Genomic DNA, 15,255 nt, shown 5'->3' on the forward strand with positions numbered 1-15,255 from the left:
TTAACCCTCTTTTACGATAGATTCAAGCGCTGCTTTTTCAATGATAACAGCATTAAATACAGATACTAAATAAGCATTTACTTCGCTAATATCAACTACATAGCAATTTGCTAAGTTTCTAAAAGCAAGAAGTGTTTTTTCATCTAGTAAATCTTTTACAATTAAAGCATCTTTTAAACCAAGCTTTTTAATAACTGCATTTGCATCTTTTGTTTTACCGCTTTCAATGCTTAAACTATCTACTGAGAATAATGCATTGTTTTGTGCTTTATCAGCCAATGCTCTTTCAAGCGCTAAGCGTTTTTGTTTTTTATTAACTTTTTGGAAATAGTTACGATTGTTTGTAGGACCAAATGCTACAGCACCACCAACCCAAACATTCGTTCTTGTTGAACCTGCTCTTGCACCACCACGACCTTTTTGTCTCCATGGTTTTTTACCACCACCGCTTACATCGCTTCTACCTTTAGTATGAGCTGTGTTTGCTCTAAGGCTAGCAAGATAAGATTTTACATATAAATAAAGGTTGTGCGGATTAACTTCTGCATATTTTGCTGGAAGATCGAGTTCACTAGCTTTTTCAAATTTATCATTTAAAACAGTTACTTTACTCATTTTGCAATCCTTATTTTACCCATAGCACCATTAAATCCTGGTACCGCACCTTTTACTACTAAGATGCCATTTTCTTCATCAAATGAAACTACTTCGTTTTTAACAGTAACTTTTACATTGCCATAATGACCTGCCATTTTCATACCTGGTTGAACACGACCTGGCCATTCGCGGTTACCGATTGATCCGTGACGTCTGTGGAATCTTGAACCGTGACTTGCAGGACCTCCGGCAAATCCGTGTCTTTTAACAACCCCACTATAACCTCTACCTTTAGAATTAAAGCTTACTTTTAAAATAGAAGCTTCTTTTAAAGGATTAAGATCAATATCGCCTGCTTCTGTGTTTGCTACTTCTAAAGAAGCAAATCTATTATATTCAGCTGAAAGATTGTATTTTTTTTGCTGACCTGCAATGCATTTATTATTTGCTTTGCCTTTTACATAAGCAACCAAAGCTTTTCCATTTTCTACTTCACATACTTTAGTTTGAACAAGTTTAAGTAAGGTTACAGGAATGCTTGGTGTGCTGATTGTTCTACTCATACCAATTTTTTCTACAATGTATTCCATATTCTATCCTTATTTACCCATAGCTCTTACTTCAACATTGACCTCTGGAGCCAAGTCAAGCTTAGTGAGTGAATCTACTGTATCTGGAGTAGCTGCTACAATATCAAGCATACGAGCATGAATTCTCATCTCAAATTGTTCGCGTGAATCTTTGTTGATGTGTGGAGATTTCAAAACTGTGTATCTTTTGATTTTTGTAGGCATTGGCACTGGACCTCTGATGTCAGCACCTGTTCTTTTAACAGCTTCTACAATTGCTGCAACTGTGCGATCTAGAACTCTGTGGTCATAAGCTTTTAGCTTAAGCCTGATTCTTTCCATATTTTTTCCTTTGTAAAGAACTCGTTAGACCCATAAGAATCTAACCACCATATAAAATGATGTTGAGATTATATAAAAACATACTTTGCTATGTCAAGAAATTTATACATTTTTTTTAATTATTTTCCTTTTTAAAAGGATAAAAATTAAATTTTATAAAATTTATCAGATTTTTTATGCATTAAGAAAATCTAAGAAAAAATATAGTATGATTTCAAAATCTAAAGGGGCATTAGCTCAGTTGGGAGAGCACAACGCTGGCAGCGTTGGGGTCAGCGGTTCGAACCCGCTATGCTCCACCATTAATTACAAAGAAATTTATGAAATCACTACAATTTTTTTACGATAATTACCCAAAATTTCAAAAATTTGATGAAAGAAAAATTCAAATCCAAACCCATAAAAACATCATCATAAAAGGTGGTTTTGCAAGCGGTAAGAAAAATTTGATCTTAAATTTTTTATCTTTGTATAAAGCAGAAAATATACTTTTTATTGATTGTGATGATTTAAAATTTCAAGCAAGCGCTTTGGTGAATTTAAATTCGTTTTTAACTTATAATCCACAAATTAAATTTCTAGCTTTGTGTAATTTTGCTCATGATTTTGACTTTGCTAGTTTAAAACATCTTAATTTACAAATCATAATAAGTGTTTGTGATAGTAATTTTTGCTTAGATCAGTTTGAAGAACTTCATTTAGACTATTTAGATTTTGAAGAATTTTTAAGCTTAAATAAAAAATATGCTGATACCAAAACCATGGTAAGTTATTTTTTACACACAGGGCGCAATGTGACTTTAAATCACAACTTTAACACAAACTCATCGTACTTAAAAAGCTTTTATACCCCATTAGAGCTTACCATACTCAAACAAATTGCCTTGGAACTTGGGAATGAATTTAGCGTTAATGAGTTATTAAAAACTCTAAAAAATAGTATAAAAATTTCCAAAGATACCTTATATAAAAGCATAGAAAAACTAGAATCAAACTACACTTTGTATTTTGTAAAAAATCTTGAAAAAAATTTAAAAAAAGTATATTTTTGGGACTTTTCATTAAAAAATTCTCTAAGCATACAAAAAGACTTTAGTGCTTTGTTTGAAAATTTGATTTTAAGCGAGTTGTTTAAATTTAAACGAGAAATTTTTTATACTAAACATTTTGATTTTTACTTACCAAGTCTTAAAAATGCATTTTTATGCTCACCCTTTAAAGATAAAGATTTACTTAGCTTAAAAGTCAAAAAAATCCTTAGTAAAAACCAACTTGCGCTTTCGACTATTTATATCATCACACTTTCACAAAGAGATGAGTTTTTCATAGAAGGGGTGCGTGTGATGATTTTACCTTTTGATGAGTGGGCTTTGGGTAATTAATCTAACTCGTCAAGATTATGTTGCTCGATGATAGATAAAATAAGCTTAGTATAATTACTTTTAATCTCTGAGTATTTTTCTAAATGACTTGCTGCTTCTTTACCATCAAGTTTTTTATTTTCACTTATAGTATCCCACCGCCAAGCTCTAAATTCTTTATAAGCATCGTGGCGATTTAAATTAAGCAAATACGAATCCACACTTTCTTGCAAACTATCAAATATACGAATTTTGTGAGTTTTACCCTCGCCTCTTTCTTTTGGAATTAAACCTTTTTCACCCCACGTCCATTCTCCAAATAAATTATTTGCTTCTTTAGCAAAACGACTTGTACCAGTTGCGCTTTCAATAATAGCTTGGGCTATGGCTAAAGACTTTGGCACCTTTTGAATACGCATTTGGTATTCTTTATGATCGTATAAATTTTTAATGCGGTATTTTTCTTTTAAAGACCATAGTTTTTGCACAGCATTAGTATTTAATTTTCTAAAATTATTCTTTATAGCTTCTTTAAAGAATAATTCTATAAATTCTTTTTCCTTTTCTATCTCTTTAAAAGAAACATCTAATAAAGCATTGATTTTTTTGATAAAAACTTCACGCTTTTCTTTTATGCTTAAAGCATAATATTGCTCATCAAAACCTGCTATAAATTCAGCTTTTAAAAATAAAACACAACTAAGTAAAATTATAATCAGCTTCAAAACAGCACTTCACCTTTCCTCTAAAAAATATTTGATCCTCTTCTAATCTAAAATGCAAGCTTTCATTACTTTTTGGCTTTATCAAAATATCATCTTTTACTTTTTGATTTAAATACGCCAAGTAAAAACAAGCCCCCATGCCCGTACCACAAGCTAAAGTCTCATCTTCTACTCCACGTTCATAAGTTCTAACTCTTATAAACTCATCATCTTCCACTTTAGCAAAATTAACATTTGCATTATATTTTTTACGCACTTCTTTGCATAAATTGACATCAAATTCATTTAAATCATCAACAAAGGTTACTATATGTGGAACTCCAGTATTACAGCCTTGCCAAATTCTACCCTTATATTCAAAGGCTTCTTTGATATCCTTTACCCCACTAAGCTTGATTTCAACCATATCATCATCAACAAAAGATTTTATAAGCCCTGCACCAGTTAAGAAATTTAAATATTGAGATTTTTTTAAATAATGATGAGCAAAATGTGCTGCTGCACGCGAGCCATTACCACACATACTTGCTTTACTCCCATCACAATTATAAAATTCCCATTCAAAATCATATCTATCATGAGGTACTACCACTATAAGTCCATCAGCACCTATGCCCTCATAACGATTACAAAGAATTCTAGCTAATTCACTGCGATCTTTCTTTTCGCTATCTGCAAACACCACAAAATCATTCCCGCTAGCACAGTACTTGTAAAATTTCATTTTTCAACCTTTAAAGTGTGTTTTAAAAAATTTAGCACATTTTTCTCAAAATTTTCATAACCTGAAGTATTTTTTATCACAAAATCTGCTTTTTTTAGTTTTTCTTCTATATCAAGTTGCAAATTAACTCTTTTTAAGGCTTCATTTTCGTCCAAATTATCTCTTTGCATTAATCTTTGAAGCAAAAGTTCTTTTGGAGTATAAATCAATATACTTTTTCCTAAATTTTGATAGTGATTGTTTTCAAAAAATAAAGGCAGTTCTATAAAAAAAGCTTTGTTGTTTTTATCTAAAATTTGAGCTTTTTGTAAAATAGTTTCTTTGATTTTAGGATGTAAAAAATCTTCTAACTTTTTTTTGGCATTTAAATCATTAAATACAATAGCGCCAAGTTTTTTTCTATCTATTTTTCCTGCTATGATTAAATCATCATCATTAAAAAGCTTAGCTATAAAATTTGCATTTTCATTTAAAAGCTCATGAGCTATCACATCTGCGCTTAAAGTATCAAAACCCAAATTTTGAACTATTCTTATAAAGCTTGACTTTCCACCCGCTATACTTGAAGTTACAAAATAAGCATTTTGCATAATTTAGCCTTAAAACATTTTTAGTTAAAATACCTTTTAAATTCTTAAAGGAAGATAAATGAATATAAGCTATGAAGATGCGGGCGTAAGTATAGATAATGGCAATGCTTTTGTAGAAGCGATCAAGCCTTTAGTAAAAGAAACTTTTAATGAAAATGTTTTAGGTGGCATAGGCTCTTTTTCAGGTGCTTTTGCTATGCCAAGTGGTTTTAAAAATCCTGTTATGCTAGCAGCAACTGATGGAGTAGGTACGAAGTTGCGCCTTGCTATTGATAGTCAAAAATTTGATACCATAGGCGAGGACTTAGTAGCAATGTGTGTAAATGATTTAATTTGCAATTTTGCTACGCCTTTGTTTTTTCTAGACTATTATGCAACTGCAAAGTTAGATGTAGAAGTTGCTAAAAAAGTTGTAGCAGGGATTGCTAATGGTTGTAAAAAAGCAAATTGTGCCTTAATAGGCGGAGAAACTGCTGAAATGCCTGGAATGTATCATAGTAATGATTTTGACTTAGCAGGTTTTTCAGTGGGTATGGCTGAAAAAGATGAGATAGATAGAAGAAATTTTGTAAAAAATGGAGATATTTTACTAGCCCTACCTAGTAGCGGGCTTCATTCTAATGGATATTCTTTAGCTAGAAAAGTATTATTTGAAGTACAAAAGCTTAAATTTGATGATAAAATAGAGGGTAAAAATTTAATCGATATTTTACTTGAACCTACAAGAATTTATGTAAAAGACTTTTTAAAATTAAAACCATTCATTAATGCACTAGCCCATATAACAGGCGGTGGCTTAGTGGAAAATTTACCAAGAGTTTTCCCAAGAGGAATAGGCGCAATCATCAGAAAACATCATCTAAAAACTCCTGAAATTTTTTACCAAATAGGCCAAAGTGTAGAAGAAGCTGAAATGTATAGAAGCTTTAATATGGGCGTGGGCTTAGTTATGGTGGTAGATCCATCTAATGTAGGAAAAGTTTTAGAAAACTCAGACGCTTATGTAATAGGCGAAGTTGTATTAAATGAAGGGGTTGTTTTAGAATAAAATCTCTTAGAAACTCTAAGAGATTTTATTTTAGTTTAGTGGATGAAGTTCGTTTGCATAAAAGCTTACTGAGTTCATACCTTCTTTAATAGCCCATTCATAGGCTTTTGCTACAAATTCCCAGTTAATGTGTGCGTAGAATTTTTCTAAATACGCAGGGCGTGCATTGCGGTGATCTACATAGTAAGCATGTTCCCATACATCAACTACTAAAAGCGGAACTTTACCTTCAGTGATAGGTGTAGCAGCATTGCTTGTAGCTACTAATTCTAATTTTTGATTTTGAGTGTTATAAACTAACCAAAACCAACCAGAACCAAATACTCCTGTAGCTCCTTTAATAAATTCTTCTTTTAAATTTTCCATAGAACCAAAGTCTTTTTCAACCGCTGCTTTAAACTCAGCGCTCAAAGAACAGCCACAGCCACAGCATGTTTTTGGCTTAATGCAATCAAAATAAAAGTCATGATTATACACTTGAGCAGCGTTGTTAAAAACTCCACCATTTGAATTTTGTATAATATAAACTAAATCTTTTCCTGCAAATTCAGTATCTTTGATAAGATTGTTTAGGTTATTTACATAAGTTTGGTGGTGTTTGCCATGATGAAATGCAAAAGTTTCTGCACTTAAAAAGTCTCCAAAAGCGTCTGCTTCATAAGGTAGTTTTCTTAATTCAAACATATTGTTCTCCTTTTTTAATTTTTATAACATTCTAACATAGTTAAATTAAAAAAGACTAAATGAGTCTTTATTTTTCAAAAAGTATTACTTTGCCTTGCTCTAAGCTTTTTGCTACATCGATAATGCGTTGATTTTTACTACCTTTAAATTTTAAAGATAAATCTTTTTGCTCTAAAATAAACTTCCCATCTATCAAAACATCAGCCAAGATAAGCAATTCTTTCATAGCTTGCTCTTGTAATAGCTCTTCATAAGTAAAACCTGTATATATAGTAAGATCAAGCCCTAAAGCCTTAATGTGTTTTGCTAGAATACTTAAATTTTTTGCTTGCATAAAAGGCTCTCCGCCACTAAAAGTAACACCTTGGAGTAAAGGATTTTTGCAAATCTCATCATACAAACTTGCTAAATCTTGAAAATACCCTTTGTTAAAATCATGTGTTTGTGGATTATGACAACCTTTGCAATGATGAGGGCAGCCTTGAGTAAAAATCACATAACGCAATCCATAGCCATCGACTATGGATTCTTTTATAACACCAGCTAATCTAAGAAAAATCGTGTTTAATTCTTGCATGAACTTCAGCTTTTTTAGCGTCATTAAAACGATCAAGCGTTCCTACTAAATAACCTGTGATTCTTCTTATGCGTTCGAATTTAATATCATCTTCTTTTCTATGACACTTTGGACAAAACTCATCTATCACACCACTATAACCACACACTGGATCCCTATCTAGAGGGAAATTAATCGAACCATAGCCTATATTGCTTTCTTTCATACATTTTATAATGCGTTCAAAACTTTCTAAATTCTTACTCACATCGCCGTTTAATTCTACATAAGTAATATGCCCGCCATTATTTAGCTCATGATATGGGGCTTCTATTTGAATTTTTTCATATATACTAATAGGAAAATCTACAGGAATATGAAAAGAATTAGTATAAAAATCTTTATCGGTTATGCCTTTTAAAATGCCGTATTTTTTTTGATCTAGTTTTAAAAATCTTCCACTTAAACCCTCAGCTGGAGTAGCTATGAGTGAAAAATTAAGCTTATCTTTGAGTGCTTTTTCATCGACAAATTCACGCATAAAACGCACGATTTGTAAGCCAATATCCCTTGCTTCTTGACTTTGTCCATGATGAGAACCTACTAAAGCCATTAAACTCTCACAAAGTCCTATATAACCTATAGCCAAAGTCCCGTGTGCTATGATTTTTTCTACGCTATCATTTTCTTTTAAAGTATCTGAATCTATCCAAATCCCCTCGCCCATTAAAAATGGAAAATTTTTAACCTTTTTTAGACTTTGAATTTTATATCTATGAAGTAATTGCTCATACACAAGCTCTAATTTTTCTTTTAAAAGTGAGTAAAAAAGCTCTAAATTTCCTTTGGCTTTTATGGCTAAACGCACAAGATTTATACTTGTAAAGCTTAAATTTCCCCTGCCGCTTGTGATTTCTTTGCTCTCATCATAAACATTTGCCATAACCCTAGTTCTACAACCCATATAAGCTACTTCGCTGTTATAATCATCCTTTTTATAATATTTTGCATTAAAACTTGCATCTAAAAAGCTAAAATTTGGAAAAAGTCTTTTAGAAGCACATTCTATAGCAAGTTTAAAAAGCTTGTAGTTTGGGTCTTTTTCATTATAATTAACACCCTCTTTTACTTTAAAAATTTGCACAGGGAAAATCGGTGTTTCGCCATTTCCTAAGCCTTTCATCGTGGCTTTTAGTAAATTTTCTATTACCATTTGCCCTTCAAAGGATATATCGGTGCCATAATTTAACGTACTAAAAGGCACTTGGGCTCCTGCTCTTGAGTTCATAGTATTAAGATTATGCACCAAAGCTTCCATAGCTTGAAAAGTCGCATCTTGAGTTTGCTTTAATGCTCTTTTATAAGCATAAGCATTTGCTTGTTTTAAAAAATTCTCATCGCTATTTAATTCAAGCCTTAAAAGCTCTTTGAAGCATTCTTTTTCGCTTGAAGCTTGAAATTTTGTGTTATCAAAGCAACTCTCATCTAAGTTGTGCTCTAATTTTATTTCAAAAAAAGCATTTATAGCCTTTTTATACTCTTTTTGAAAAGTCTTTGCCACACCCTTTGCCATAGCAAAATCAAAATTTGGTATAGATTGACCTCCATGCATTTCATTTTGATTAGCCTGCAAGGCAATGCAAGCTAAAGAAACATAAGATCTAATATCATTTGGCTCACGCAAGCTTCCATGTCCTGTGCTAAAACCATTTTCAAAAAGCTTCAATAAGTCTATTTGACAGCAAGTTTGTGTTAGCATATAAAAATCTTTATCGTGTATGTGTATATCGCCGTTTTTGTGTGCATTTGCGATATGTTTTGGCAAAATACACTCATCTACATAGTATTTTGCACCTTCTGAGCCATATTTTAACATCATACCCATAGCACTATCTGAATTAATATTTGCATTTTCTCTTTTCAAATCAGCTTCTTTGGAATCTTTAAAAGTTAAATCATCATACAAACTTAGCAAATCATAGCTACCATTGCGAATTTGTGTTCTTTTTTGACGGTATAAAATATAAGATTTTGCGGTATTAACTAAGGCATTTTTGATTAAAACTTCTTCAACTTTATCTTGAATTTGCTCTACTTGTGTGTGCTTTTCATCAAGCAAAGCTACAACCTCATCACAAAGCTTATCTAAAAAATCATTATTTAATTTTTCATCTGTGGAATTTATATTGGCTTTGAAAATAGCATTTTTGATTTTAAAAATATCAAATGCAACTTGGCTTTTATCTCTTTTTATAATAAATTTTATTCTCATGGAAATTTTCCTAAAAAATAATCTCTAAGCACTATAAAATAGCACTTTTAAAAGATAAGTTTAGTACAAAAACTTGATGAGAAACTTAAAAAGATAAAAGAAAAATTCACACAAAAAATGTGTGAATTTTATTTATTCTAGCTCTATACCTTTTACGGTATAAATTTTATCAAGACCACGATTTCCAAACATTTTTTGAGTATTGCAATCTTTTTGGATATTCCATTCATCTAGCTCGTGATGAAAATTTTTACAATTATGGAAAAGATATGCCATGGTAATTACATTTTGCACATCCCAATTTGCAACGCTATGCTCATATGCATGGCAGTTTTCAAAACAATGAGCCATTCTAGTAGCATTTGAAGTCTTCCAATGCAATAAAGAATGATTAAAACTAACACAATTAAAAAACATATAAGACATATCTTTTAAACTTTGTGTGTTCCATTTTGATAAGTCTTGATTGAAATTTTTGCAATTAAAAAACATACTTGCCATATTTTCAACCTTAGAAACATTCCAACGCGACAAATCCGCATTAAAACTTTCACAACAATAAAACATATAAGACATATCTTTAGCATTTGACACATCCCAACGCTCAATGCCTAAAAAATCTAGTCTTTTAGAATAATAAAACACATAAGAAAAATCATCAATCAAAGATACATCAATATCTCTTAAAGAAATTCTTTCATTATGCACCAAATTCATCAACTCGTTTTTGTTTTTAGGTCTATACATTTTGTCCTCCTTTTTGTACATTTTAAAAAACAATTGTGAAGTCAATGTAAATTTAAAAATAATTAATGAAAATTTTGAGAATATTAATAACAATTAATTTAAAATTAACTTAATTTAAACAAAAGAAAATAAATAAGAAATATTGATTTAAAATAATGTAACTTTTTGTAAAATATGACAACGATTATCAAAAAATGGGATAAAATAAGAAGTGGTGACCCATACGAGACTCGAACTCGTGTTACCGCCGTGAAAGGGCGATGTCCTAACCGCTAGACGAATGGGCCATTTGCAGTTTAAAGATGAAATTATAACAATTTTTACTTAATAATTATTTAAGGCATTAAAAAATACCTTAAATATCAATTTCTATCCCTACAGGAGCATGATCTGAACCAAAAATATCATCTCTTATAAAGGCATTTTTGAGCTTATCTTTTAAGCCATTAGAAATGAAAAAATAATCAATCCTCCAGCCTACATTTCTTTCTCTTGCTTTCATTCTATAACTCCACCACGAATACTTTTCTTTAATATCGCCATTGATATGTCTAAAAGTATCTATAAAGCCTAATTTTAACAAATCATCTATCCAAGCACGCTCAATCGGCAAAAAGCCCGAAGTTTTTTCATTAGCTTTTGGATGAGTTAAATCTATCTCACGGTGAGCAGTATTTACATCTCCACATATTATGATTTCTTTTCCTTCTTTTAAAAGCTTGTCTAAATACACTAAAAAATCATTATAAAATTTCATTTTAAAGTTTAAACGCTCTTCATCTTTTTGACCATTTGGAAAGTAGATATTAAACAAAACTACATTTTTAAAGCTATGTTCTAAAACCCTACCCTCATCATCATCAAAAAATTCACATTTTTTTACCTCACAATCAAAATTACACAAGCTCATTACACCTGAATACCCTGCTCTTTTAGCACTATTTGAATACATATGTTTAAAAGGATATTCATAAATTCTTTTTGGAAATTTATCCTCGTGTGCTTTGATTTCTTGAAAACCTATAAAATCGATTTCTTCTTTTTCAATCCAATCAAGTGCATTTTTATCACAAATTGCCCTTAGGCCATTTACATTCCATGATAACAATTTCATAAAATCCCTTTACTAATCTTCTTTTGTTGCTATTTTATATGTGATTTATTAATTTTATTCAAATAGACTAAGTTTTTATTTTATTCCAAAGGAAAAAAATGCATTTAAAACTTTCATGGACAAAATTTACCTTGCTTAATACGGCTTTCATCATGGCGTTTAATTTCCCATTGTTTGAATTTGTATATGAAAAGATAGATCAAAATACTATGCTTTTTAGTGTGTTTTTTGGAATTTATTTTTTCTTGGTTTTGAGTGTTTTATCTTTGGTATATTTTCCCTACATTAACAAAATTTTAAGCATATTTTTACTTAGTACTTGTGCTATTTGTAGTTATTTTGTTAGTAATTATGGGGTTTTAATCGATGATCATATGATACAAAATGTTGTTGAAACAGACAATAGAGAATTTTTTTCTTATTTTAATTTTTCCTTTGCTTTGTATATTTTAGCCTTTGTGATTTTTCCTAGTTTGCTTGTGATTTTTACTAAGATTGATTATCAAAAGTATTTTTTCAAAAAAAGTGTATTATTTTTGACTTCTTTGGTATTTTGCTTTGCTTTAGTAGCTCTTAGTTCAAAAACACTTTTGCCTTTTTTAAGATCACACAATATCGTTAGAATGTATAATCTACCTTTTTACCCAATATACTCAAGCATAGAATTTACAAAGAAAAAGCTAGCAGGTAAAAAAGAACTAACTATCATTTCAGATGATGCAAGCTTAAAAGATACCAATGCAACTAAGCTTATGATTTTAGTCATAGGTGAAACCGCTAGAGCGAGTAATTATTCTTTAGGTGGATATAGTACAAATGATACAAATTTTTATACTAAAAATGAGTCAAATTTAGTGTATTTTAGCGATATAAGCTCTTGTGGGACTGCTACTGCAAGAAGTTTGCCTTGTATGTTTTCAAGACACAAAAGAGTAAATTTTGAAGATGGATTATATGAAGAAAATGTTTTAGATATCTTGCAAAAGGTTGGAGTGCAAAGTGTTTGGTTTGGTAATAACTCAGGGGGCTGTAAAGGAAATTGCGATCGTATAAAACACAAATTAATTCTAAAAGATTATGATGAGAGTTTACTTGAACTTGTAAAACAAGAGCTTGAAAATATAAATTCAAACAAAATCATCGTTGTGCATTTACAAGGCTCACATGGGCCAACTTACTATAAACGCTATCCAAATGCATTTAAAAAATTTATGCCAACATGTGATACAAATGAGCTAAATACCTGCTCACACGAACAAATCATAAACACCTATGATAATACTTTACTTTATACAGACTTTATTATAAAAAGCCTTATAGATATGCTTAAGCAAAATCCTACCAAAGAAGCTTCTTTGCTTTATTTATCAGATCATGGGGAGAGTTTAGGTGAAAATGGAATTTATCTTCATGGTATGCCTTATTTAATAGCACCAAAAGATCAAAAACACATACCGATGATATTTTGGAGTAAAGATAGCAAATTAAGCCAAGATTTACAAAGCAAAAAAGACTATAAACTTTCTCAAGATAATCTTTTTTCAAGTTTGCTGGGGTATTTTGGTGTAAATAGCAAAGAATATGAAGCAAATTATGATATATTTAGCAAAAAATTAAAGGAAAATCCTTAATGAAGCCAAAGTATTCTTTATTTAAAAATGCAAGCTATGCCTTTAGTGGAATTAAATTTTTACTCCAAGATGAAATGGCTTTTAGGATAGAATTTACCATTATTTTACCTTTGATTTTTGCAAGCTTATTTTTACCTGTGAGTTTTTTAGAGCATTTTGTGCTTGTGTTTGTTTTGGTGCTAATTTTGATCGTAGAAGCGCTAAATTCAGCCATAGAAGCTTGTGTGGATCTTTGCACGAGCGAATTTCACATCTTAGCTAAAAAAGCAAAAGATTGCGCGAGTGCTGGGGTGTTTTTTAGCGTGGTTTTAGCTATAATTACTTGGAGTTTTATTCTTTTTGATTTGGTTAGAGAATGGATGATAAAGTAAAAACACTATGCGTGAAAATATTTGGTAAAAAACGCTTTGAAATTTTAGAATTTTTAGCCCTTCATGCTAATGAAGATGGCTTTGTCTTTGTCAATATAGAAGAGCTTTCTAAAAGGTTAAATATCAGCAAACCAACCATCATTTCTACTTTTAAATTTTTAGAAGAAAAAGCTTTACTTGAAAAACTTAAAAACGGCTTATATAAACTCAAATAGGAGATAAAATGACACTTAAAAACCCTTTGGATATGCATTTGCATTTACGCGATGAAAGTATGCTTGAACTTGTAGCTCCATTTAGTGCAAAAGACTTTAAAGCAGGGGTTATCATGCCAAATTTAATCACCCCGCTTACCGAAACAAACGCTTTAAAAGCTTATAAAGAACGCATATTAAAAGCGTGTAAAAATGAAGATTTTACGCCTTTGATGACTTTATTTTTTAAAGACTATGATGAGAAATTTTTAGAAAAAGCTAAAGATGAGCTTTTTGCTATCAAGCTTTATCCTGCAGGTATCACTACCAACTCAGATAATGGAATTTCAAGCTTTGATATAGAAAAGTTAAAACCTACATTAAATGCTATGAGTGAGCTTGGACTGCCTTTGCTAGTGCATGGAGAAACAAATGATTTTGTCATGGATAGAGAAGCAAATTTTGCTAAAATCTATGAAAAATTAGCTAAAAACTTTCCAAAATTAAAAATCGTAATGGAACATATTACCACTAAAGTTTTGTGTGATTTATTAAAAGATTATGAAAATTTATACGCAACTATCACTTTGCATCATTTAATGATAACGCTTGATGATGTAGTGGGTGGAAAAATGGATCCACATTTATTTTGCAAACCTATTGCAAAACGCTATGAAGACAAAGACGCTTTATGTGAGCTTGCTTTTAGTGGTTATGAAAAGGCTATGTTTGGAAGCGATAGCGCACCTCATCCTTTGCATACTAAAGAATGTTGTGGGTGTGCAGCTGGAGTATTTAGCGCACCGGTGATTTTACCTGTGTTGGCTGAACTTTTTGAAAAACATTCAAATGAAGCAAATTTACAAAAATTTATTTCAGATAATGCTTGTAAAATCCATAATCTTAAATTTGAAAAAGATAAAATCATCGCTTTAGAAAAACAAGAATGGCAAGTAGCGCAAAAATACGGCGATGTAGTGCCATTTATGGCAGGAAAAACTTTAAATTTCAAGGTTATTTAACCTTGAAATTTAATCAATAATCAAAAGTTTTATCTTAGCTTCTATAATCTCTTCTACCTCATCTTTTACAAAGCTTTCTAACTCTTGTTTGTTTGCATTAACACCATTCATACTCAAATGCCACAAAGCATTTTCTATCGCACTTTCTTTATCTCTTTTTACCACTCTAGTTTCATTAAAAACTTCACTTTCATAAGGGATATTTTGCGCATTTAAAAAACCTTGCAAATCCTCTTCATAAAAACCTTTAAAATGCGTGTTAAAACGCTCAAATATAGGATCTAAAAAGCTACTTTTACGCCTACTTGCCCAGCCTAAATACACTTTTTTAGAAGCTAAGTTTAAAAAAGCTTTATAGTCTTTTTCATTTTGTAAAGCAGGAGACATACTTAAAAAGGCTAAGTCAAATTTTGTATTATTGTTTTTATAAAAGTTTTCAAAGTCTAAATTTAAAGTTTTTACATTTGATATAGCATGAGTTTTTGCATCTTCTTGTAAAATTTCAAGCATAGCACTAGAGCTATCTATACCTAAAACACTTTTTGCTTTTTGTGCTAAATGCAAAGTCCAAACACCACTCCCACAACCTATATCTACCACGCTTTTATCTTGTAAAGATCCAAGTTTTGCGAAAGTAGCTTTTTGAATTTCGTTTAAACTAGGATTATACCTTGCATAGCTTTTTGCTTTTTTATTCCATAAATTCAT

18 protein-coding genes and 2 tRNA genes are annotated in these 15,255 nt (G+C 30.9%); 7 read left to right on the forward strand and 13 right to left on the reverse strand.

Annotated elements, in window-relative coordinates; translation table 11 throughout:
• Genes rplD through rpsJ form a run of 3 tightly spaced genes read right to left on the reverse strand, consistent with a single transcriptional unit; the run spans position 1 to position 1,508 of the window.
• Entirely contained in the window at positions 1-615 is a 615-nt protein-coding gene (rplD, locus tag L8V88_RS02870; RefSeq protein WP_039617137.1) for a 50S ribosomal protein L4, read from the reverse strand.
• Positions 612-1,187 (reverse strand): 50S ribosomal protein L3, encoded by a 576-nt coding sequence (rplC, locus tag L8V88_RS02875; protein ID WP_012660811.1) that lies wholly within the window; start codon positions 1,185-1,187, stop codon positions 612-614. Before rplC ends, rplD begins: the two co-directional genes overlap by 4 nt.
• Positions 1,188-1,196: 9 nt before the next feature.
• Positions 1,197-1,508, reverse strand: a complete 312-nt coding sequence (rpsJ, locus tag L8V88_RS02880) for a 30S ribosomal protein S10 (RefSeq protein ID WP_012660810.1) — start codon at positions 1,506-1,508, stop codon at positions 1,197-1,199.
• Between the two features lie 226 nt (positions 1,509-1,734).
• On the opposite strand from rpsJ, the gene L8V88_RS02885 reads away from it, so the two are divergent.
• Both L8V88_RS02885 and L8V88_RS02890 read left to right on the forward strand, forming a co-directional pair.
• Positions 1,735-1,810: transfer RNA gene (locus L8V88_RS02885), tRNA-Ala, on the forward strand.
• An 18-nt stretch (positions 1,811-1,828) separates the two neighbouring features.
• Positions 1,829-2,890, forward strand: a complete 1,062-nt coding sequence (locus L8V88_RS02890; RefSeq protein WP_263675051.1) for an ATP-binding protein — start codon at positions 1,829-1,831, stop codon at positions 2,888-2,890.
• Here L8V88_RS02890 and L8V88_RS02895 read toward each other — a convergent pair.
• Genes L8V88_RS02895 through coaE form a run of 3 tightly spaced genes read right to left on the reverse strand, consistent with a single transcriptional unit; the run spans position 2,887 to position 4,908 of the window.
• Complete coding sequence (locus L8V88_RS02895; protein ID WP_263726703.1) at positions 2,887-3,594, reverse strand: glucosaminidase domain-containing protein; 708 nt, start codon at positions 3,592-3,594, stop codon at positions 2,887-2,889. The genes L8V88_RS02890 and L8V88_RS02895 overlap by 4 nt on opposite strands.
• Positions 3,569-4,318 carry a diaminopimelate epimerase gene (gene dapF, locus L8V88_RS02900; protein WP_263726705.1) on the reverse strand — a complete coding sequence of 250 codons (750 nt, stop codon included), beginning with the start codon at positions 4,316-4,318 and terminating at the stop codon, positions 3,569-3,571. Before dapF ends, L8V88_RS02895 begins: the two co-directional genes overlap by 26 nt.
• On the reverse strand, positions 4,315-4,908 hold the full coding sequence (gene coaE, locus L8V88_RS02905; RefSeq protein ID WP_263726707.1) for a dephospho-CoA kinase: 594 nt from the start codon (positions 4,906-4,908) through the stop codon (positions 4,315-4,317). Before coaE ends, dapF begins: the two co-directional genes overlap by 4 nt.
• Positions 4,909-4,966: 58 nt before the next feature.
• On the opposite strand from coaE, the gene purM reads away from it, so the two are divergent.
• Positions 4,967-5,956 carry a phosphoribosylformylglycinamidine cyclo-ligase gene (gene purM, locus L8V88_RS02910; RefSeq protein WP_263726708.1) on the forward strand — a complete coding sequence of 330 codons (990 nt, stop codon included), beginning with the start codon at positions 4,967-4,969 and terminating at the stop codon, positions 5,954-5,956.
• A 30-nt stretch (positions 5,957-5,986) separates the two neighbouring features.
• On the opposite strand, the gene sodB is transcribed toward purM, so the two are convergent.
• From sodB to L8V88_RS02940, 6 genes are all read right to left on the reverse strand, one after another.
• A complete protein-coding gene (gene sodB, locus L8V88_RS02915) occupies positions 5,987-6,640 on the reverse strand; it encodes a superoxide dismutase [Fe] (RefSeq protein WP_039617122.1) in 654 nt (217 codons plus the stop codon).
• A 67-nt stretch (positions 6,641-6,707) separates the two neighbouring features.
• A complete protein-coding gene (nrdG, locus tag L8V88_RS02920) occupies positions 6,708-7,217 on the reverse strand; it encodes an anaerobic ribonucleoside-triphosphate reductase activating protein (RefSeq protein ID WP_263726709.1) in 510 nt (169 codons plus the stop codon).
• Positions 7,189-9,468: an anaerobic ribonucleoside triphosphate reductase gene (locus L8V88_RS02925; protein ID WP_263726711.1), complete on the reverse strand. Its 2,280-nt coding sequence runs from the start codon at positions 9,466-9,468 to the stop codon at positions 7,189-7,191. Before L8V88_RS02925 ends, nrdG begins: the two co-directional genes overlap by 29 nt.
• Positions 9,469-9,600: 132 nt before the next feature.
• Positions 9,601-10,215, reverse strand: a complete 615-nt coding sequence (locus L8V88_RS02930; RefSeq protein ID WP_263724123.1) for a BspA family leucine-rich repeat surface protein — start codon at positions 10,213-10,215, stop codon at positions 9,601-9,603.
• Positions 10,216-10,427: 212 nt separating this feature from the next.
• A tRNA-Glu gene (locus tag L8V88_RS02935) sits at positions 10,428-10,502 on the reverse strand.
• 68 nt (positions 10,503-10,570) lie between these two features.
• On the reverse strand, positions 10,571-11,329 hold the full coding sequence (locus L8V88_RS02940) for an exodeoxyribonuclease III (RefSeq protein ID WP_087684892.1): 759 nt from the start codon (positions 11,327-11,329) through the stop codon (positions 10,571-10,573).
• A 98-nt stretch (positions 11,330-11,427) separates the two neighbouring features.
• Between L8V88_RS02940 and L8V88_RS02945 the strand changes: the two genes are divergently transcribed.
• From L8V88_RS02945 to pyrC, 4 genes are read left to right on the forward strand one after another with little or no spacing between them, the layout of a single operon-like run.
• Entirely contained in the window at positions 11,428-12,960 is a 1,533-nt protein-coding gene (locus L8V88_RS02945; RefSeq protein WP_263726713.1) for a phosphoethanolamine transferase, read from the forward strand.
• Complete coding sequence (locus L8V88_RS02950) at positions 12,960-13,331, forward strand: diacylglycerol kinase (protein ID WP_263726715.1); 372 nt, start codon at positions 12,960-12,962, stop codon at positions 13,329-13,331. Before L8V88_RS02945 ends, L8V88_RS02950 begins: the two co-directional genes overlap by 1 nt.
• Positions 13,316-13,546, forward strand: coding sequence for a helix-turn-helix domain-containing protein (locus L8V88_RS02955; protein ID WP_263726716.1), 231 nt, complete (start codon positions 13,316-13,318; stop codon positions 13,544-13,546). The genes L8V88_RS02950 and L8V88_RS02955 overlap by 16 nt, the downstream gene beginning before the upstream one ends.
• Positions 13,547-13,554: 8 nt before the next feature.
• Positions 13,555-14,547 (forward strand): dihydroorotase, encoded by a 993-nt coding sequence (gene pyrC / locus L8V88_RS02960; protein ID WP_263726718.1) that lies wholly within the window; start codon positions 13,555-13,557, stop codon positions 14,545-14,547.
• 9 nt (positions 14,548-14,556) lie between these two features.
• Here pyrC and L8V88_RS02965 read toward each other — a convergent pair whose 3' ends face one another.
• On the reverse strand, positions 14,557-15,255 hold the full coding sequence (locus L8V88_RS02965) for a class I SAM-dependent methyltransferase (protein WP_263726719.1): 699 nt from the start codon (positions 15,253-15,255) through the stop codon (positions 14,557-14,559).

The sequence above is a fragment of the Campylobacter sp. IFREMER_LSEM_CL2101 genome, from assembly GCF_025771825.1.
Taxonomy (GTDB): Bacteria; Campylobacterota; Campylobacteria; order Campylobacterales; family Campylobacteraceae; genus Campylobacter_D; species Campylobacter_D lari_C.